Below are 19,760 nucleotides of genomic sequence, written 5' to 3'. Positions count from 1 at the left end.
GGTACCAAGCGGGTCACCCGGCTGGAGGAGAACGCCGCTGCAGCCGACCTCACGCTGAGCGGCGAGCAGCTGGCCCGCCTGGACGCGGTCCAGCCGCCGGTTGGCGACCGCTATGCCGACATGAGCCCCGTGAACCGCTCACGGTGTGAACCGGTAGCCGCGATCACCGGGCGGGTGGGTCGAAACGGCGCGACAAGCGGGCGAACGTCGCCGGTGCCGCTCCGTGCACCCGCGCGCCCAGCGTCAGCCAGCGGGGCACGAACACCTCGGCCTTGCCCCCTTCGACGGCCCCGACCAGCCCGGCCGCGACCCGCTGCGGCGGCACCATGCGGGGGAACCGGCGGTGGTAGGCCGTGCCACGGCGGCGGAAGTACTCGGTGGCGACCACTCCGGGGAGGACGGTGGTGACGCCGACGCCTGACTCGAGCCGTACAGCGTCGGCGAAACCGCGCAGTCCCGCCTTCGTGGCGGCGTAGACCGCCTCGTTCGCCACGCCGATGGCGGCGATCGACGCCACGAACACCACGTGCCCGTCCGCTGCGCGCAGGGTGGGCAGGAGAGCCCGGGTGAGCTGCACGGGGGCGCCGAGATTCACCGCCATCAGCTCGTCGACGGTCGTCGCCGGGGTGTCGGCGAGCGGCCCGGCCCAGCCGATGCCTGCCACGTGGATCAGCAGCTCCACCCAGTCAACGGCCGCCTCCGCCACCGACTCGACGCCGCGGGCCGTGCCCAGGTCGGCGACGACAGCGCGACCTCCGGTGCGGGCCCGCACCGCGGCGAGGCGGTCCCGGTCGCGCCCGACGAGCACCAGCGGGCAACCCATCGCGGCGAGCCGCTCGGCGACCGCGGCTCCGATGCCGGACGACGCGCCGGTGACGACCGCGTTGCGTCCCGCGACCCGCGTGCGGCGGCTCAGCTGGGCGCCATTCGGATGCGCTGTGCGCCGGGCATCTGCTCGGACTCGTCGAGCCGGTGCAGCAGGTAGGTGCCACGGGCGCAGATCAGTGCGATCCCCGCCACCACGACGGCGGCTCCGATCGCCGCTCCGGCCAGATGTGCCGGGGAGGTGTCGATGCGCTCGCCGATCCAGCTCACCCCGACGAGCACGCCGACCACCGGGTCGGCACTCGTGATCACGGCGACCGCAGGCGAGACGAGCCTGCCCTGCTGGAAGGTGTTCTGGCTGAGCAGGAAGCCGATCGGCCCGATGATGCAGACGACATAGAGCACGGGGTGGCGGAACGGCTCGTCGAGCCCGATCCGCAGCTGCCCGGTGACCACCTTCATGAGCCCGGCGGTGACGCCGTAGAGGATGCCGGTGGAGAGGGCGAGCGCGAGCACCCGCGACGGGTGAGTGACGATGGACGCGTAGATCAGGCAGCCGACCGCGACAACCGCGAGGCCGATCGCGAGCGGCATCCCGGACGCGATGTCGATGTCGGTGTCGGGCCCTACGGCGACGGGCCGCGCGAGCAGCAGGAACATCGAAAGGCCCGCCGCGCAGAAGAGGGCACCGAGCATCGTGAGGAGGTCGGGGCGGCGGCGGGACATGAGAGCCGTGAAGACCGCGGCGAACGCCACCCCCGTGACGAGCAGCGGCTGCACGACCGCGAGCGGCCCGAACGCCAGCGCCACGAGCTGCAGCACGAGCGCGCCGATCGTGGCCACCAGCCCGATGAGCCACATCGGGCGTTTGGTGAGGTCGACCAGCAGTCGCGGGCTCAGCGTCGGGGCGAGCTCCACCTCTTTGGTGGCCCGCTGCTGCGCGGCGCTCGCGAGTCCGAAGCCGGCGGCGCCCAACACGGCGGCCGGGACAGCGATCGCCAGCGTCGTCCCCGGGTCCATCCGCCACCTCCGCCCGATTGCTCGTGGGTCAGCCTCCCCGCGGAGGATTCCCGTCCGTCACTTGCGATACAAGCGCCAAAGACGCCTTTATGCGATCGGGTATTCCCTCGATCTCGCGTAGCAGGCGAACGTCACCAGTAATGCCGATCGCGGTTGTGCGTCCCCAGTGCATCGCGCCGATGGCCAGGCCGACGCCGTCCGCCAGCGGCAGTACGGGGTGCACCTCGACCATTGGCATCCCCCTGACGTGCAGTTTTCGCCGCACACCGGGCATGACGGATGCGAGGAGGTGGAAGAACCGGTGCCCGTATATGCGGCGCACCAGAAGGGCTTGCAGGCGTCCCGGCAGCAGGCCGAGCAGTGTGAGCACAGCCGCTGCGCCCTCGGGCTGGCCGGCGGAGGCTCCGTCGGCCAGCGCGCTGGCGACCCTGGTCACCCGCTCTGCGGGTGGCATCGCTCCGGTCGGGAGCTCGACCGACACCGCGGCCGTCCGGTTGCCCGGGGTCCGGCTGTCGACGTCGGGGCTGGTCCGGGTGGTCAGCGGCACCATCGCGCGCACGCCGGCCGGAGCGTGTCCGCGCTCCGCCAACACCCCGTGCAGCGTCTCGGCCACGACCGCGAGCAGCAGCACCGTCGTCCCGACGCCGTGCGCGCGCGCCGCCGCCCGCACCCGCGCACCGTCGAGCAGCACGCTCATTCGCCGGTGCGCCGGGTCCACGATCGGCCCGGTGAGCGGCGACCCGCCGGCCGCCCCGGCCAGCGCCAAGCTCCCGATGCCACGGACCACCGTGAACGCCTCCCGGGCCCGGTTCCGCCGCGCGGCGCGGGCCCGGACCGGTGCCGGGACAGCGCCGGCGCCGCACTCGTCGGCGAGCAGCCGGACCAGCGCGTCGGTGACGGCGAGCCCATCACCGAGCACGTGGTGCACCTTTGCGAGCACACCCGCCCGCCCCGCAGGACACTCCCGCGCGATCTGCAGTTCCCACCCCGTCGTGAACGGATCGACGGGGTCGGCGAAGAACGCGGTGACGGCGTCGTCCCACGTCTGGTGGTCGCCCTCCGGGCCGATCTCGACGACCCGGGCGCGCAGGTGCCGCCGGGGATCGGCGCCGTCGGTCCGCCAGCGCAGCGCATGGCCGGGGCGCGGGCGGGCGAGCCGCCTGTTCAGCAGCTCGATGTCCGGCACCCGGGTCCGGATCAGCTCGGCGAGGTGCGCGGGCAGGTCGTCGGCCGCGCCGGGGGCCAGGACGATCCGCGTGCCCACCTGCTGAGGCACGGCCGGGGTCGCGGCGTGCAGGAACAGCGCGTCCTGCGCGCGTAGCCGGGGACCGGACGCCGCCACGGGGGGCGCGAGGTCGCCGAGCGTCGCCAGGTCGGAGGCGAGGTCCGTGCCTGCGAACCGGTCCCGCAACCGGCGGGAGACGGCCGCGCGGCGGGCCGGGTCGGTCAGGGCGGCCACCTCCGCGGCGAGGTCGGCGGGGGCCGGGCAGATCCGGGCGAGCCCGGCGTCGGCGAGCAGGGCGGCGTTGGCGCGGCCGTGCCCGGGGATCGGTGCGAACAGAAGCAGCGGGCGCGCGCAGGCCAGCGCCTCCAGCGCGGTGGCGCCCCCGGCGTTGGTGACGACCACGTCGCACTCCCGCGTCGCAGCGGCGGGGTCGTCGACCCAGTCCACCACCCGCATCCGGGCGCCGAGCGGGTGGCTGCTCGCCACGCGGTCGAGGCGGGCGCGCACCCCCGTGTTGCGTCCCGCGCTCACCAGCACGTCCGCGCCCGCGTCGAGCACCGCGGCGCAGGCCGCCGGGACGTCGCCGAACGCGAGGGACCCGCAGGAGACGTACACGAGCGCCCGTTCCCGGGCCGGCCCCGGCGGCGGCGGGGCGAAGCTGCTGACGACGGGCAGCGCCGTGACCTTGGCCGCTGCGCCCGGTGCGGCGCGCTGGAGCATCCTGGCCGCCGCCGATGTGGTGACGAGGTGCAGGTCCAGCGCCGCGTCGGCCCACAGCGGGTGCGGCGCGGGGTCGGCGACGAGCGCGACCGCCGGTACCGGGAGTCGCCCGCGCCTGCGCAGCCACCCGAGCCCGGTGATGCCCTCGGGGAACGTGGCGACGACCAGGTCGGGCCGGTGCGCGGCGATCTGCCGGGAAACGCCCCGCCCGCTCCAGGCGCCGATCACCGCCCGCGTGCCGGCGCGGAACGGGCGGACGTGCCAGAGCAGCCGGAAGTACAGCTCGTAGAGCAGGGGCAGCCGCCGCGTGCAGGTGGCATAGACCGCCGCGAACAGCTTGCCGGTGCCCGGGCCCATGCCGTCGAGCGTGTCGGTCCACGTGACCTCCACGCCCGGCCACAGCACGCGCGCGCGTTCCTCGACGGCCCGGGCCGCGGCGTGGTGGCCGGCGCCGAGGCTCCCGGTGACGAGCAGGATCCGGCGGGGCCTGACCGATCCGGTGGTGGCGGTGGGCAGGGCAGGACCGGTCGTCATGGTTGTTCCTCGGGCGGTAGTTTTCCGGCGTGGACGGACGTGCCGGGCACCCCGGCCGGGTGCTGGTGCTGTCGGCGTCGGTCGGAGAGGGGCACGTCGCAGCGGCCCGCGCGGTCGCGGCTCGGATGCGGCGGCTGTGGCCGGACGCGCAGGTGCGCGAGGTCGAGGACACCGGGCGCGGCCACGAGCGGCGCGACCGGCTCCTGCGCACCGCCTACGAGCTGACGATGCGGATCACGCCGGGTCTCTACGGCGTCGGCTACGACATGCTGGTGCGCCACCCGCGGTTCGCGGACCTGTGCAAGCGGGTCACGGCTGCCCTGCTGGGCCGGGCGCTGGCGCCGTTGCTGGCGGCCGAGCGGCCCGACCTCGTCGTGTCGACGTACCCGATGATCTCCGGCGGTCTGGCGTGGCTGCGCCGCCGCGGCCGGCTGCCGGCCCGCGCGGTGGCGCTCGTCACCGACGTCGCCGTGCACCCGTACTGGGTCTGGCCCGACCTGGACGAGACCTGGACCCTGCTGCCCTCCTCCCGTGACCAGGCCAGGGCACAGGCCCCGCTGGCGGACGTGCGGGTGGCACCTGCGCCGGTCGCCCCGCGTTTCCGCCCCGGCGACCGGCAGAACGCCCGCAACGCGCTGGGACTGCGGCCCGACGCCATGGTCGTGCTGGTCACCGGTGGGTCGCTCGGCTTCGGTGGGCTCGACCGGCTGACGGCCGCCGTGCTCGCGGCGGGCGACGAGGTGCAGGCCGTGGTGCTGTGCGGGCGCAACGCCCGGCTGCGCACGCGGCTGCTCGCGCGCAGGCTCCCGGGGTTCAGGCTCGTGGTGCGTGGGTGGACCGACCGCGTGGCCGAGCACATCACCGCCGCGGACGTCGTGCTGACCACGGCCGGAGGGATGATCGCGACCGAGTCGCTGGCCGTCGGGCGTCCGGTGCTGTTCGCGGCTCCGGTGCCCGGGCACGGCCGCGCCGGGGCGGAGATGACGGCGGCGGCGGGGCTCGCGCTCGTCTGCCCCGAGCCCCCCGACGTCACGACGGCGGTGCGCCGCTTCCTCGACGATCCGCGTGAGCTGGCGCGGCTCAGCCGCCGGGCCGCCGAGTTCGGCGGCCGGGACCTCGACGCGGAACTGGCCGAGCTGGGCGCCAGGGCCCGCGTTCGGCCCTAGACCGCCACCGGCGCCGGGGGCGTGCCCATCCGCAGCCGGATGCCGAGCCCGGCGAGCGAGCGCCGGAACCACCAGAGCGAGAGGCCGATGCCCAGCGCCACCACCGAGTACGACCCGGCGGTGGAGACGATCAGGTAGTTGCCGACGGTCTGCGTGGTGAGCACGGCGAGGGTGGTGGCGCCGTTCACCGCGAACACCAGTGCCCAGAGCAGCGACACCCGGCGGAAGAACCGCTGGATGCCGGGGTGGCCCGTGACGGTGTCGGGGAACGGGCAGAAGTCGTCGGCGAGCTTGGCCAGGAGCGGGCGCTTGAGCCCGAGCGTGACCAGGAGCAACAGGGCGAACACGAAGTTCTGCACGGTGGGCTGCAGGAAGTACAGGAACGCGCTGCCGGTCCAGAGCCCGATGACCGTCCGGGCGGTCAGCAGAACCGTGCTGAGCACCAGCACAGCGGGGACCCGGCGCCGCCGTGCCACCCGGCTGCCCAGCGCGAGCACCGACCAGCCCAGTGCTCCGCACAACCCGGCGTCGAAGCCGGCCTGCGTGAACAGCACCCAGAACAGCGCGAGCGGGATGAGCGTGGACTCCAACAATGGCCGCCCCGCGTGCCGCACCAGCGACCCGATGGAGGGGATGTGGATGGTCATGCGGTGCTGCATGCGGCTGTCCTGCTCCTCGGGCTCGGCGCGGCGTCGACGCAGTGTACTGACGGCGGTCACGAGGAGATAACGGCTCGTGTGTCCGACGCTGTCCGCTTCCGAGGCCCCAGGCCCCACTTCCGGGCACGCGCTCAGCTGCCGGCGGCCGCCCGGATCGTCTCCCGCAGGGAGCCGAGAGTCGCGAAGACCGCTGAGGGTTCGTAGCCACAGTGGGCCATGCAGTTGGCGCACCGTTCGTCCCTGCCTCGACCGAACGCCGACCAGTCGGTGTCCTCGATGAGTTCCCGGTAGGTCTCAACGTACCCGTCATCGAGTAGGTAACACGGGCGCTGCCAGCCCAGAAGGGAGTACGAAGGGATAGCCCAAGCGGTGCAGTCGAAGTCGACCTTTCCCTCGAGGAAGTCGAGGAACAGCGGGGAGTGGTTGAGCCGCCACTTGCGACGCCGCCCGCTGGAGAAGGCCTTCCGAAACAGCTCCTTCGTCTGCTCCACGCCAAGCCAGTGCTCCTGGTCGGGTGCCTTCTCGTAGGCGTAGCCGGGGGAGATCTGCATGTTGTCGACGCCGAGCTCGTCGTTGAGATAGTCCAGCACGTCGACGACGTCCTGCGGAGTGTCGGTGTCGAAGAACGTGGTGTTGGTGTTGACCCGGAAGCCCTTCTGCTGCGCCAGCTGGATGGCGGCGACGGCCTGGTCGAACACCCCGTCCTTGGCCACCGACTCGTCGTGCCGCTCGCGCAGCCCGTCGATGTGCACCATCCACGCGAAGTTCTTGTGCGGGGTGAACCGGTGCAGGTGCTTGGGCAGCAGCACGGCGTTCGTGCAGAGGAAGACGATCTTCCCGCGGTCCAGCAGCTGCCGCACGATCTCGTCGATCTGCGGGTGCATCAGCGGCTCGCCGCCCGCGATCGAGACCATCGGTGCGCCGCTCTCCTCGATGGCGCCCACGGCCTGCTCGACGGGCATGCGTTGCTTCAGCAGGGACGCAGGCTGGGCGATCTTCCCGCAGCCCGCGCACTTGAGGTTGCAGGCGAAGAGCGGTTCCAGCTCGACGAGCAGCGGGAACTTCTCGACGCCCTTGATCTTCTGCTTGGCCAGGTAGGCGGCGAGCCGGATCGACTGGCGCAGTGGCATGGCCACGGTTTAGCTCACTTCCTTGGGAAGGGTGAATCGGACGTCCTCGGTGCCGGTGGTCGTCGTCGTGACGGTGGCAGGGCCGAAGCCGGACAGGCAGGTGACCAGCTCGTCGACGAGGTGGTCGGGGGCCGACGCGCCCGCGCTCACGCCGATGCGGCGCACGCCGGCGAGCCAGGACAGATCGAGCTCGCCCACGTCGTCGAGCAGGTGTGCGGTCGCACCCTCACGAGCGGCGACCTCGGCGAGCCGCTTCGAGTTCGACGAGTTGCGGGAGCCGACGACGAGTACGAGGTCGGCGCCTGCGGCGACGGCGCGAAGCGCCCGCTGGCGGTTCGTCGTCGCGTAGCAGATGTCGCCGCGGCGCGGCGCGGTCAGCGCGGGGAAGCGCCCGCGGAGCACAGCGGCGATCTCCTCGGCCTCGTCCACGGCGAGGGTGGTCTGCATGGCGTACGCGACGCGGGCGGCGTCGCGGGGCTGGACCGTGGCGGCGGCCGCCGCGCTCTCCACGACCACCACGTCACCGGGGGCCTCACCGACCGTGCCCTCGACCTCCTCGTGGTCGGCGTGCCCGATCAGGAACACCGTGTCGCCTCGGCCGGAGTAGCGGCGCACCTCGGCGTGCACCTTCGTGACGAGCGGGCAGGTCGCGTCGATCACCGCGAGGTCCCGGGCCGCCGCCTGCGCCCGCACGGCGGGGGCGACGCCGTGCGCGGCGAGCACCACCCGCGCTCCCCGCGGCACCTCGTCGATCTCCTGGACGAACACCGCGCCGCGCTCCTGCAGCCCGCGCACCACGTGCGCGTTGTGCACGATCTGGCGCCGCACGTACACCGGGGCGCCGTAGCGGTTCAGCGCCCGGTCCACGATGTCGATCGCACGCTCGACGCCCGCGCAGAACGAGCGGGGCTCGGCCAGCTCGACCGTGCGCTCCCCGGTGGCGGCGAGCCAGTCGCGCAGCGCGGGTGCGGCCCGGCGCAGGGCGCGCAGGGCGACGATCCCGCGCACCGGGGTGCCGGGGCGCGCGAGCGGGCGCTCCGGGGTGTCGACGATCGCGCGGACCACCGCGAATGGCCCACCGGCGGCCGCGGGCGCGAGCCACGCGGACTCCATGTCGGCGGCGAGCGCCCCGCCGGCGCGCGCCGCCTCGCCGGCGGTACCGGAGACCAGCGCGGGGCTGGAGACCACCGCCCCGACGTGCACGGTGAGCCCCAGCCTGCGCAGGGCCGCCGCGAGCGGCACCGCCGTGGGCACGGGGACGGTCCCGTCGGGCCCCCGGACCTCGTTGGCCACCACGACGTCACCCGCCCGCAGCCCGGGTGCGAGCGCCCCGGCCACCCCGGCCACCAGCACCGCGCGGCTGCCGCCCGCGCCCAGGTGGGCCGCCGCGGCCGCCGAACGCTCCCGGCCCATCCCGGTCGGCATCACGGGCACCGGCCCGACCCGGCCCCGGAGCGCGTACCGCTCCACAGCCAGTGGCGCGCAGACGACCGTGGGCCTCACCCGTGGGCCCCGTTCAGATACCGCCCGAGCGCCGAGACGGGGAAGACCATCCGGTACAGGTGGTAGTTGATGTAGAAGGCGCCGGGGAAGCCGGTGCCCGTGTAGAGGGGCTCGTCCCACGACCCGTCGGGCTGCTGGGTGCGCATCAGGTACTCGGCCCCGCGGTCGACGGCGGGGGTCCGCTCGCCCGCCGCGAGCAGCGCGAGCAGCGCCCACGCCGTCTGCGACGCCGTGGACTCGCCGCGCCCGACCCAGGCCTTGTCGTGGTAGCTACGCAGGTCCTCTCCCCAGCCCCCGTCGGGGTTCTGAGCCTGCTCCAGCCAGCGCACCGCCCGCCGGATCACCGCCGACTGCGGGTCCGTGCCCACGGCCACCAGCGCCGGGACCACCCCGCCCGTCCCGTAGACGTGGTTCGCGCCCCACCGCCCGAACCAGGAACCGTCCGGCTCCTGGGAGTCGAGCAGCCACGCCACCCCGCGCCGGCACGCCTCGGTGTCGGCGAGTCCCTCGGCGGCCAGCATCTCCACGACGTGCGCGGTGACGTCGGCCGACGGTGGGTCGATCACCGCGCCGAAGTCGCAGAACGGGAGCGTCGTGATCAGTTGGCGGGTGTTGTCGGCGTCGAAGGCGCCCCAGCCGCCGTCGCGCGACTGCATGCCGACGGTCCAGGTCACGCCGCGGTCGACCGCGCCGCGCAGCCGCGCGGGTTCGGGATGGGCCACGCGGCGCAGGGCGAGCACGACCTCTGCCGTGTCGTCGGTGTCCGGGTAGCCGTCGTTGTCGAACTCGAACGCCCAGCCGCCCGGCGCGAGGTCCGGGCGCTGCACGGCCCAGTCGCCCCGCACCGTGACCTCCTCGCCGAGCATCCAGTCGGCGGCCCGGACCACGCCGGGGTCATCGGCGGGGACGCCCGCGTCGAGCAGCGCGGTCACCGCGAGGCAGGTGTCCCACACCGGCGACTGGCAGGCCTCCAGCCTGCGCACCCACCCCTCCGGGGTCTCCTCCCGCACCAGGAACCCGTCGAGCCCCGTGATGCCCGCCTTCACCGCGGGGTGGTCGAGCGGGTAGTCCAGCACGTGCAGCGCGAGCAGCGAGTACACCCACGGCGGCTGGATCCCGCCCCACGAGCCGTCCGCCTCCTGGCGCGCGAGCACCCACTCCGCCGCCCGGTGCATGGCGAGCCTGCGCAGCGCCCGGACCGGCCGGCGGGCGTAGCGGTGGAGCGCGCCGTCGAGGCGCTGGAAGGCCCCCGCCCACGAGCGCAGCGGCGCGCGCGGCGGGGGAGCCGCACCTGAGCGCAGCTCGTCGATCCCGAACGGGAGCGGGCGGGCCGGGCGGAGGGTGGCCACGACGGTCAGCGGCACGACGGTCTGGCGCGCCCAGCACCCCCAGTCATAGACGTTGAGCGGGAACCACTTCGGTAGGAACACCAGCTCGGGAGGCATGTTCGGCAGGTCGTCCCACGACCACAGGCCGAACAGGGCGAGCCAGATCCGGGTGAACACCCGCGTGCGTTCCACGCCGCCCCACGCGAGCACGAACCGCAGCGCGCGCCGCATGTGCTCGGCCTCGGGCTCGTCCCCGGCCAGCCGCAGCGCCACGTACGCCTCGACGGTGGTCGACAGGTCGCCTGGGCCACCGCGGAAGGTGGCCCACGTGCCGTCAGCGCGCTGCTGGGAGCGGATCCAGCGCGCGGCCTCGGCGGTCTCCTGCTCGGTGCGGATGCCCAGGAACTCCCGCAGCAGCAGGTCCTCGGCGTCCATCGTCACGTTGGTCTCGAGCTCGCCCTTCCACCAGCCCTGCTCGTGCTGCAGCGAGCGCAGGTGCGCGACGGCGGCATCGAGCGTGGCCCGTGGCGTACTGGCCGTGACGTCCGGCGCGGTGAGCGTCATCGAAAGAGCCCTCCCCACACTAAAACTCGCGGTCGGTCAGGTAGCGGCCGAGCGCGACGAGCTCGGCCAGTGGTCGCTCGGGTAGCTCCGCCCCGGCCAACGCCTTCTCCGCGAGTGCCATCCGCCGTCGCGCCTCGGCGGCGGCCCAGTCCCGCCCGCCACCGCTCTCGACGAGCGCGGCGGCCCGACGCAGCTCCGCCTCGCCTGCCTCGCCCGTGCCGGCGAGCCAGCCCGCCAGCTCGCGACCGTCCGCGCCGCCGTGGTGCACGGCGTAGGTCACCGGCAGCGACTTCTTGCGCGAGCGCAGGTCCGACAGCACCGGCTTACCGGTGACGGCCGGGTCGCCCCAGATCCCCAGCAGGTCGTCGACCAGCTGGAACGCCGCTCCGACCTCGGCGCCGAAGGTGTGCAGCGCGGCGGTCAGCGCCGGCGGGGCCCCGCTGAGCACGGCACCCATCGCCGCGCTCGTCGCGAGCAGCGAGCCCGTCTTGCCGGCCGCCATCGTCAGGCACTCCTCCACCCCGACGTCCGAGCGCTGCTCGAACGCCACGTCCTCGACCTGGCCGCGCACCAGTTCGCGGACCGTCGCCGCGAGCTGCATGGCGGCTCGCGGCCCATGCGGGGACGGGGCCTCCAGCAGCACCTCGAGGGCCAGCGCGAGGAGCGCGTCGCCGGAGAGGATCGCCGCGGCGGTCCCCCACTGCGCCCAGACCGTGGGCCGGTGCCTGCGCTCGCTGTCGCCGTCGATGAGGTCGTCGTGCAGGAGCGAGAAGTTGTGCACCAGCTCCACGGCGACCGCCCCCGGCAGGGCCGTCGCCACGTCGGCACCCGCGGACTCGGCGGACAGCACGGCCAGCGCGGGCCGCACCGCCTTGCCGCCGCCGGTCGGGCACGGCGAGCCGTCCAGCTCGGTCCAGCCCAGGTGGAACGCGGTCTGCTCGCGGCTCGCCGGGTCCAGCCGGGAGACGGCCGCGGCCAGCGCCGGGGTGACGGCGTCCTTGCAGCGGCGCAGCACGGCCCCGGCGTCGGGCAGGGCGTCGGGCACGGTGGCGGTCACGCCGCCGCCCCCGCCCGCGCGCCTGCCGTGGCGAGCAACGCGTCGGCCGCGGACTCGCCGCTGCGCACCGCGCCCTCCATCGTCGCGGGCCAGCCGGTGGCGGTCCACGCTCCGGCGAGGAAGAGCCCGGGCAGCTCCGCGACGGGCCCCGGCCGCAGCGCGCCGCTGCCAGGAGCGCCGCGGAAGGTCGCGTGCGGTTCACGGGTGACGAAGAAGTCCAGCACCCGCGCGTCGTGAGCGGCAGGCAGCAGCGCGGCGAGCGCGGGCAGCATCCGCTCGCGCAGCCGGGCCACCGGCGTCCCCGCGAGGTCCACGGCGGGGTCGTCCGCGGCCGAGAGCGACACCGCCACGTACTGCGCGCCCTCCGGGAACACCCGGCGCAGGCCGGACTGCTCGGTGCGGTCGAACACCCACTGCAGCGGCGAGTCGACGGCAGCGACGAACGGCGCGTCGAGGACCCTCCGGTCGTAGACGACGTGAACGTTGACGATCGGGGTGCTGCCCAGCTCCGCCGCCCAGCCGGGGGCGCGGGCGAACGCCTCGGGGGGCAGCACCCGTTCCGCGGCCGTCGGCGGCACCGCGCTGACGATCCGGTCGACCATGAGCGTGTCCTCCTCTGCTGCCTCTCGCGGGTCTGCTTCTTCCGGCCCGCTTCCCACCTGGACCCGCCATCCCGCCCGGTCCGGCCGCAGCCGGCGCACCTTCGTCGACGTGCGCACGTCCACGCCCGCGGCGCGCAGTGCCGAGAACGCCGCTACGCCGTGAATTCGTCCGAGGGGCACCGTCGCCCACCCGATGTCGCCCGCAGCGGCGTCGGTGAGCAGCCCCAGCTGGAAGACGGTGGCCGCGAGCGCGAGCGACGCCCGCTCGGCCCGGGCGTTGAGCGTGGCGATCCCCACGAGATCCCACAGCCGCTCCACCGCCGGGGCGCTCTGGCCGTGGGCGGCGAGCCACTCGCCGAAGCTGCGCGCGTCGGTGGCCGGGGCCGTGCGGTCGACGCCGCGCAGCGCGAGCGCGGCCCCCACCAGCCGCAGTCGGTCGGGCAGTGGGAGGTGCCGGTAGCGCAGCAACGCACCCGCGAGATGCAGCGGCGCCGGCAGGCCGGTACGGCGCAGCCGTGCGGGCGGGGCGCCCGGGGCGTGGACGGGGATGTCGAGCCGGTCCTGCAGCCGCACCTCACCGGCGACGCCGAGCCTGCTCAGCAGGCCGCGATAGGAGGTGCAGCAGCGCAGGAAGACGTGCTGGCCGTTGTCGACGTCCAGCTCGCCATGCTCGTACGCCCGGGGGAACGAGGTGGCGAGCCCGCCCAGCCGCGCACGGCCCTCGAACAGCACGACGCCCAGACCGGCGTCGGCGCAGCGCAGGGCCGCGGTGATCCCGGCGAGACCGCCGCCGACCACCCCGACCCGCAGCCCGCGAACGATCATGCGATCCGGCCCATCCCCGCGAGCGCCTTCGCGGCGACCCCGGCCTTCTGCCAGCCGGAGAGCGATCGGCGCTGGTGGTAGACCGACGCCGGGTCGGCCGCGATCTCCTCCAGCAGCCGCCGGTAGATCCCGGCCATCGCGAGGGTGCAGGCCGCGCTGCGCCGGTCCAGCAACGGCACGAGCCGCAGCCCTTCGGCGTACCAGTCCCTGGCGCGCTCGGCGGAGAACCGGATCAGCTCGGCCAGCCCGCCCGACTTGTCCACCAGCACGCCGTGCTCGTCGAGCACGAGCTCGGCCTGGAACTGCTCCAGCTCCTCCCGAGGCAGGTAGACGCGCCCGTTCTGCAGGTCCTCGCGGACGTCGCGCAGGATGTTGGTCTGCTGCAGCGCGATGCCGAGCGCGTCGGCGTACCCGGGAGAGTCCGGGTGCTCCATGGAGCCGAAGATTCCCAGGCAGAGCCGCCCGACGGAGCCCGCCACGCTGCGGCAGTAGCCGGCCATGTCGTCGAACGTCGCGTAGAACCCGGTGGTGACGTCGGGGTCGGCGTCCATCCGTACGTCGGCGGTGACCCCGTCGACGAGCTCCTCGAACGCGCCCATCGGGATCGGGTAGTGGGCCGCGGCGTCGGTGACGGCGACCATCACCGGGTCCGCCGGGTCCGCCGCCCCGTGCAACGCAGCACGCACGGCGGCGAGCGCAGTGGCCTTCTCCGCGAACGGCCCCTCCTCGTCGCCGATGTCGTCGATGCGCCGGGCGAGCGCGTACACCGCGCACAGCGCCGAGCGCTTCTGCGGCGGCAGCAACCGGATGCCGTAGTAGAAGTTCCGGGCCTCGCGACGGGTGATCGCCTCACAGGCGGCGTAGGCGTCCTCGAGCGAAGGCCGGATCATGAGGTGCTCCGCATCCTGGTCGGGAAGACGAGACGGGTGAGGAGGTGCCGGGCGACGTCGGAGCGCCGGGTGCCGGGGCTGCCGCCCAGCACCTCGTAGCCGGCCCGGCGCAGCCCGTCGGCGGCCGCGTACCCGCCCGCGACGTACCCGGCGACGGCGAGCCGCGCCCAGCCGCGAAGCCTGCCCACCAGCGCGGCGCCGTCGTCGAGCATCGCCACGGCGCGTCCGGTCTCGTGGGCCATCAGCGCGCGCAGCGCGGGGGAGGAGGCCGGGGCGTCGATGGCCGGGGCGTCGATGGCCGGGGCGTCGAGCGCCGACTCCGGCACGCCGAACGCGGCCAGGTCGGCAGCGGGCAGGTAGACGCGGCCCCGCCCCCGGTCCTCACCCACGTCCTGCCAGTGCTCGAGCAGTTGCAGAGCGGTGCACACGGCGTCGGACTCCCGCTCGATGGCCGAGCCGGCCGGGGCGGGCACGCCGAACACAGCGAGCACGAGCCGCCCGATCGGCACCGCGGACAGCTCGCAGTAGCCGAGCAGCTCGTCCCAGGTCTCGTACCGGCCGACCCGCTGGTCCTGCAGGTTCGCCGCGATCAGCCGATCGAAGTGCTCCTGCGGGAGGTCGCAGTCGCGAACGGTGGGCACGAGCCTGCGCAGGACGGGGGAGCGCGGTGGCGACCCTGTCCAGACGGTCGCGAGGTCGGCGGCGAAGTCGCGTAGCTGGGCGGTGCGGTCCCGGTCGGCCGCCCCGGTGTCCTCGTCACCGAGGTCGTCGATGACCCGCACGACGTCGTAGACCGCCACCAGATTCCTGCGGTACCGCGCCGGCAGCACCCGCAGGGCTACCGGGAAGTTCTCCGCGCGTTCGGCTGCACGAAGCCGGGCTTGCGGGGCTTCCATGGGCGTTGATGCTTGTCGGGTCGGCAATGGATCTCTGCACTCGACCGGTTAAATCTCAGGGCCGTTCTTATCACTTACCGACAAATCGTCTTGGCCACCGCGCAAAGGAGGCGTAGGAATTCGTACGTGGATCCTCAGGACCCGTCCCTGGTGGCATTGGTCCCGGCTCTGATCGAGCGGATGCCCGAGCTGCTCGACGAGGTGCGGGCGGCGCTGGACCACGACTGGCCGGACTACGCCCGGTTCCTGGCCGACAACCGCGACGAGGTCGGCGCCGCCGCGGACCTGGCCGTCCGGCGCCTCGTGACGCTCGCCGAGGCCAGCGAGACGGCCGACGAGCTGGAGCACGAGCTGTTCGAGGAGATCGGCCGCATCCAGTGGCGGCAGGGCCGCGACCTCACGGCGCTGCTGGCCGCCTACCAGCTCGGGGCCAGGGTGTTCTGGCACTCCGTCTCGGCCATCGCGGTCGAGCTGCAGGTCCCGCCGCGCACGCTCGCCGCGCTCGCCGAGGCCGTGTTCCTGTTCGTCGACACGCTCTCCTCGTCGTCGGCCCGCGGGTACGTCATGGAGCAGTCCGAGGCAGCCGCCACCCGCGAACGCCTGCGCGACGAGCTCGTCGGGCTGCTGCTGTCCGACCGCGCCGACGCCGACGCCGTGCGCGCCGCGGCCCGGCGCGCCGGGTGGCCGCTCCCGGAGACGGTCGCGGTGGTGCTCGCCCACCCCGAGAACCCCGAAGCCCACACCGTGCTCGCGCGGATGGACCCGTCGCACCTCGTGTTCAGCAGGCCTCCGCTGATGGGCGCGATCGTCCCCGACCCCACCCGCCCCGGCCTGCGCCAGCGGCTCGCGAGCAGCCTGCGCGGCGCCCAGGCGGTGGTCGGGATGCCGGTGGCGCCCGAGGGGCTCCCGGCCAGCCTGTACGTCGCGGAGATCGCCGCCCGCCTCCAGCAGACGGGAGTGCTCTCCGACGACCCGGTGTTCACCGACGAGCACCTCGACGCGATCATCGTGCACCGCGACGCTCGCCTCCTCGACGCGCTGCGCGCCCAGGTGCTCGGTCCGCTCACGGCGACCACCCCGGCGTCGCAGGAGCGGCTGCAGGAGACGCTCGCCGCCTGGCTGCGGCACATGGGCGACCGGCAGGCCGTCGCAGCCGAGCTGCACGTCCACCCGCAGACGGTCCGGTACCGCCTCGCGCGCCTGCACGAGCTGTTCGGGCCCGAGCTGGATGACCCCGGCACCCGCGCCCGGCTCGCTCTGGCGCTCACCTGGGGCGCTGGGGCGCACCGGACACTGGCCGCGCCCGTCCACCTCACCGGAGAACGGGCCTGAACTGCGGGGGAGCGAGGTCTTGCCGCGGGGCGACCCACCGGGTGATGATCACCTACCTACCGGCCGGATGTACACGGTCGCTGACAGTGAGGTGGCGGGGGACATGGTGTCGTCGGATCAGGACTACTCCGGTGACTACGGGTACGACCTCGTGCACGAAGCGCGCGTCATGCGCATCCCGGCCCAGCGCACCCGATCCACTCCGGTGGTCGGCGTGCGCGGTGTGCCGTTCGAGTACGACCCGGACGGCGACTTCGGCTACGACCAGGCGCACGAGCGGTGAGCGTCGTCGTGGTCCTAGGAGCGCCCTGAACAACTCGGCCCTACTGCGCGCCGCCCAGGCGGGCACCTCGCGGCGTTGGACGATCGGGCCGATACAACAGCGGTATCGGCCCGATCGTCCGCCTTGCGATGCACCCACCTGGACGCCGCTCGCTACGGGCGGAGTTGTTCAGGACCCTCCTGGTCCGATGTCTGCGGGGTCGGGAGGATCCGTCCCCGCACCTCGCCGAAGCCCACCCGCGTGCCGCCCGGGCCGGGTGCCGACCCTGAGATCACGACCTCGTCGCCGTCCTCGAGGAACGCGCGGGTCTCGCCGCCCGGCAGGGTGAGCGGCTCGGCGCCGTTCCACGTCAGCTCGAGCAGGGAGCCGCGCTGGCCGGGCTCCGGCCCGCTGACCGTGCCGGACGCATAGACGTCCCCGGTGCGCAGCGGGGCGCCCCCCGATGTCAGGTGCGCGAGCTGCTGCGCGGGCGTCCAGTACATGCCCGCGCCGGGCGGCTGCGCGATCGGGTGGCCGCCCAGCCTCACCTCCATCGCGAGGTCCAGGCCGTCGGTCCGCCCGGTGTCGTCGAGGTAGGGGAGCGGGCGTGGGTCGCGCGGCGGCGGCGCCACCCAGGCGTGCTCCAGCGCGGCCAGCGGCACCACCCACGGCGAGACGGATGTCCCGAAGGACTTGCCGAGGAACGGCCCGAGTGGCGTGTACTCCCACGCCTGGATGTCGCGGGCGGACCAGTCATTGAGCAGGCAGACCCCGAAGACGTGGTCGGCGAACTCGCCGAGCGCCACGGGCCGCCCCGGAGTCGACGGGACACCCACGACGTAGGCGATCTCGGCCTCGATGTCGAGCCGGGTCGACGGGCCGAAGACGACCTCGCCGTCGGCCGTGCGGCGCTGGCCCGCCGGGCGGACCACCGGCGTCCCGGACACGACGACCGTGCCCGCGCGGCCGTGGTATCCGAGCGGCTGGTGCTTCCAGTTCGGCGGCAACGGGTCGGACCCCGGCCGGAAGATGCGGCCGACGTTCGCGGCGTGGTGCTCGCTGGAGTAGAAGTCGACGTAGTCGGCCACGGTGAACGGCAGCAGCAGGCTCACCTCGGACGCCGGCACGATCAGCGGTTCCACGGCGGCGCGGTGGCGCGGCTCGGTGAGCCACTCCGTCACGGCGGCGCGCACCGCCGCCCAGACCGGCGGGCCCGCCGCCAGCAGTGGGTCGAGTCCACCCGCGGCGAACAGGCCGGCCTGTTCGGGGAGCAGGGTCGCGGCGGCGGCCGTCAGGTCGAGCACGTCGTCGCCGATCGCGACACCGACACGCGGGACGGGCCCGTCCGGGGTGGTGAAGCTCCCGTAGGGGAGGGTCTGGATGCCGAACGGATGGGTGCGGGGAACGTCCAGCCACGTCACGAGGCCATCGTGCCGTACGGCCGGGCGCCGGGTCCGTGGTACTAGTGAGCCCGACAGAGGAGGACCAGTGGACGCGCTCGACGCGCTCGACGTCGATCTGCTGCGCGCCCTGCGCGAGGCGCCGCGGGCCGGGGTGCTGGAGCTCGCGCGCACGCTCGGCGTCGCCCGAGGCACCGTGCAGGCCCGGCTCGACCGGATGGAGCGCGCCGGGATCGTCACGGGCTACGGGCCCGACGTCGACGTGGCCGCCGCCGGGTTCCCGGTGCAGGCGTTCGTGACCCTGGAGATCGCCCAGGGCGCCCTCGAGGACGTCAGCGCGGAGCTCACCGCCATCCCCGCGGTGCTGGAGGCCTACGCCACCACCGGCTCGTCCGACGTGGTCTGCCGGCTGGCGGCGTCCTCGCACCAGGACCTGCAGGACGCCCTGCTGGACCTCAACCGCTCCCCGACGATCGCCCGCTCGACAAGCGTGGTGGTGCTGTCTGTGGTGGTGCCGCCACGGGTGCTCCCACTCCTGGAGAGCCAGCACCGCGCCGGCCCGAGCCGAGCCCCCGCGTACCGCGACTGACCGCGCCTCGTCAGGCCGTCCGGAAGGCCGGCGGTTCGCCGGGTTGCTCGAGCAGTCCGCGGGCTGCGGCCATGCCGGTCTCGTGCACGCGCCGCCAGGCGTCCGGGTCGGCGCGCCTGCGCCGGTGGTCCCACCGGACGGCGGCGATCGCGGGGCCGAGCAGCGCGTCGGCCGCCGTCGCCCTGGGCAGGCCCAGGTCGTCGCCGAGCCCGTGGCCGTGGAAGCGGCGGGTCAGCGCGTCGAGGGCCGGGCGGCCGATCCGGACGGGGACGCCGACGACCTCGTGGAGCGAGCGCGCGATGCTCGCGAGGCTCGCGTCCGCGAGTGCCGCCGAGACGGGGCTCGCCGGGCCGGTCACGGCCTGCAGGAGCGCGTCGACGCCGGCGGCCTGCTCGTGCGAGGAGACTCCATCGGTGAGCCGGGGGTCGAGGCCGAGCAGGTGCGCGAGGTGCCACCAGTACCGGTAGGCCGCAGCGACCTCGGACGGCGTGCGGTCGAAGCCCATCGCCTGCTCGGCGCGGTAGCTGGTGACGGTGAAGTCCATCCAGGTGCGGGCGAGGTCGATCTGGTTGATCGGAGCACCGTGCGCAGCCTCGTCGAACCCGCGAGCACGGGCATGCCGACGAATGTGGGCGTGCATCATCCGCACCTGCAGCGTCGCGACGTACCCGGCCGCTCCGCGGCGCAGCCCGCCGGGCAGCATCGCGGCGTTGAGCCACATGCCGGTCTCCAGGAGCCGCCGGTCGGCGGCTTCGACCAGGCGCCCGGTGGTGTGGAGGACTGCGGCGATCGAGGGCGAGCTGTAGGTGCGGACGAGCGCGCCCGCGCTCAGCGCGATCATCCGGGAGGCCGGGTGCGAGCTGAAGTAGGGGCGGCACCCGGCGTCGAGGAGCGCATCGTCGGCGTAGGCGGGGGTGGCCTCGGTCTGGGTGAGAAGCGCGGCGACCGCGGGCGGCGGATCGGTGACGGCGGCGAGCCCGTCGCGGATTGCGGTGGTCAGCGCGCTGCGGACCGGCCCTCCGCCCGCGTGGATCTCCGCGACCACAGCGTCCGCGAGCGGGTCGCCTGTGGTGAGCGCCCAGCCCGCGAGGTCCGTCCTGGCCTCACCGAACTGCGCGAGCACGGCCGAGCGGGTGCTCCGCTCGTGTGGCCACGCCGTCGAGGCGGGGGACACAGTGCCCACGGCTTGATCCTTTCGTCGACGGTCTGACAGCTGTCAGAGTACGGCCGGTC

General features: G+C 74.3%; 17 protein-coding genes. 4 read left to right on the top strand and 13 right to left on the bottom strand.

Features of this window, described 5'->3' with window-relative positions; genetic code table 11:
- Positions 1–163: 163 nt before the first annotated feature.
- The 3 genes from ABD143_RS14755 to ABD143_RS14745 are packed head-to-tail and all read right to left on the bottom strand — an operon-like array spanning position 164 to position 4,324.
- Positions 164–916, bottom strand: coding sequence for an SDR family NAD(P)-dependent oxidoreductase (locus ABD143_RS14755; RefSeq protein ID WP_343977454.1), 753 nt, complete (start codon positions 914–916; stop codon positions 164–166).
- Complete coding sequence (locus ABD143_RS14750; protein ID WP_343977224.1) at positions 913–1,845, bottom strand: DMT family transporter; 933 nt, start codon at positions 1,843–1,845, stop codon at positions 913–915. Before ABD143_RS14750 ends, ABD143_RS14755 begins: the two co-directional genes overlap by 4 nt.
- A 28-nt stretch (positions 1,846–1,873) precedes the next feature.
- A complete protein-coding gene (locus ABD143_RS14745) occupies positions 1,874–4,324 on the bottom strand; it encodes a WS/DGAT domain-containing protein (RefSeq protein WP_343977221.1) in 2,451 nt (816 codons plus the stop codon).
- A gap of 29 nt (positions 4,325–4,353) precedes the next feature.
- Between ABD143_RS14745 and ABD143_RS14740 the strand changes: the two genes are divergently transcribed.
- Positions 4,354–5,490, top strand: a complete 1,137-nt coding sequence (locus ABD143_RS14740) for an MGDG synthase family glycosyltransferase (protein WP_343977217.1) — start codon at positions 4,354–4,356, stop codon at positions 5,488–5,490.
- Here the strand turns inward: ABD143_RS14740 and ABD143_RS14735 are convergent.
- The 8 genes from ABD143_RS14735 to hpnC all read right to left on the bottom strand — a co-directional run bounded on the left by ABD143_RS14735 (position 5,487) and on the right by hpnC (position 14,944).
- Positions 5,487–6,209 carry a VC0807 family protein gene (locus ABD143_RS14735; RefSeq protein ID WP_343977214.1) on the bottom strand — a complete coding sequence of 241 codons (723 nt, stop codon included), beginning with the start codon at positions 6,207–6,209 and terminating at the stop codon, positions 5,487–5,489. The genes ABD143_RS14740 and ABD143_RS14735 overlap by 4 nt on opposite strands.
- Positions 6,210–6,280: 71 nt before the next feature.
- Positions 6,281–7,285 carry an adenosyl-hopene transferase HpnH gene (gene hpnH, locus ABD143_RS14730; protein WP_343977210.1) on the bottom strand — a complete coding sequence of 335 codons (1,005 nt, stop codon included), beginning with the start codon at positions 7,283–7,285 and terminating at the stop codon, positions 6,281–6,283.
- A 3-nt stretch (positions 7,286–7,288) separates the two neighbouring features.
- On the bottom strand, positions 7,289–8,782 hold the full coding sequence (gene ispH, locus ABD143_RS14725) for a 4-hydroxy-3-methylbut-2-enyl diphosphate reductase (RefSeq protein ID WP_343977207.1): 1,494 nt from the start codon (positions 8,780–8,782) through the stop codon (positions 7,289–7,291).
- Positions 8,779–10,674, bottom strand: coding sequence for a squalene--hopene cyclase (gene shc, locus ABD143_RS14720; RefSeq protein WP_343977204.1), 1,896 nt, complete (start codon positions 10,672–10,674; stop codon positions 8,779–8,781). The genes ispH and shc overlap by 4 nt, the downstream gene beginning before the upstream one ends.
- Positions 10,675–10,693: 19 nt before the next feature.
- On the bottom strand, positions 10,694–11,731 hold the full coding sequence (locus tag ABD143_RS14715; protein ID WP_343977201.1) for a polyprenyl synthetase family protein: 1,038 nt from the start codon (positions 11,729–11,731) through the stop codon (positions 10,694–10,696).
- Entirely contained in the window at positions 11,728–13,158 is a 1,431-nt protein-coding gene (gene hpnE, locus ABD143_RS14710) for a hydroxysqualene dehydroxylase HpnE (protein ID WP_343977198.1), read from the bottom strand. The genes ABD143_RS14715 and hpnE overlap by 4 nt, the downstream gene beginning before the upstream one ends.
- On the bottom strand, positions 13,155–14,048 hold the full coding sequence (gene hpnD, locus ABD143_RS14705; RefSeq protein WP_343977196.1) for a presqualene diphosphate synthase HpnD: 894 nt from the start codon (positions 14,046–14,048) through the stop codon (positions 13,155–13,157). Before hpnD ends, hpnE begins: the two co-directional genes overlap by 4 nt.
- Positions 14,045–14,944 carry a squalene synthase HpnC gene (gene hpnC, locus ABD143_RS14700; protein WP_343977193.1) on the bottom strand — a complete coding sequence of 300 codons (900 nt, stop codon included), beginning with the start codon at positions 14,942–14,944 and terminating at the stop codon, positions 14,045–14,047. The genes hpnD and hpnC overlap by 4 nt, the downstream gene beginning before the upstream one ends.
- Positions 14,945–15,070: 126 nt before the next feature.
- On the opposite strand from hpnC, the gene ABD143_RS14695 reads away from it, so the two are divergent.
- On the top strand, positions 15,071–16,276 hold the full coding sequence (locus ABD143_RS14695) for a PucR family transcriptional regulator (RefSeq protein ID WP_343977190.1): 1,206 nt from the start codon (positions 15,071–15,073) through the stop codon (positions 16,274–16,276).
- Between the two features lie 67 nt (positions 16,277–16,343).
- The gene (locus tag ABD143_RS14690) at positions 16,344–16,559 is read left to right on the top strand and encodes a hypothetical protein (RefSeq protein WP_343977187.1); all 216 of its coding nucleotides are present in this window, start codon (positions 16,344–16,346) and stop codon (positions 16,557–16,559) included.
- A 152-nt stretch (positions 16,560–16,711) separates the two neighbouring features.
- On the opposite strand, the gene fahA is transcribed toward ABD143_RS14690, so the two are convergent.
- Positions 16,712–17,959, bottom strand: a complete 1,248-nt coding sequence (fahA, locus tag ABD143_RS14685) for a fumarylacetoacetase (RefSeq protein ID WP_343977184.1) — start codon at positions 17,957–17,959, stop codon at positions 16,712–16,714.
- Positions 17,960–18,026: 67 nt separating this feature from the next.
- Here fahA and ABD143_RS14680 point away from each other — a divergent pair, with 67 nt between their 5' ends.
- A complete protein-coding gene (locus ABD143_RS14680; RefSeq protein WP_343977182.1) occupies positions 18,027–18,527 on the top strand; it encodes an Lrp/AsnC family transcriptional regulator in 501 nt (166 codons plus the stop codon).
- 10 nt (positions 18,528–18,537) lie between these two features.
- Here ABD143_RS14680 and ABD143_RS14675 read toward each other — a convergent pair whose 3' ends face one another.
- Entirely contained in the window at positions 18,538–19,710 is a 1,173-nt protein-coding gene (locus ABD143_RS14675) for an oxygenase MpaB family protein (RefSeq protein ID WP_343977180.1), read from the bottom strand.
- Positions 19,711–19,760: the final 50 nt, after the last annotated feature.

Source organism: Pseudonocardia aurantiaca (genome assembly GCF_039526725.1).
GTDB lineage: Bacteria > Actinomycetota > Actinomycetes > Mycobacteriales > Pseudonocardiaceae > Pseudonocardia > Pseudonocardia aurantiaca.
This window is presented reverse-complemented; position numbering and strand designations above follow the sequence as displayed.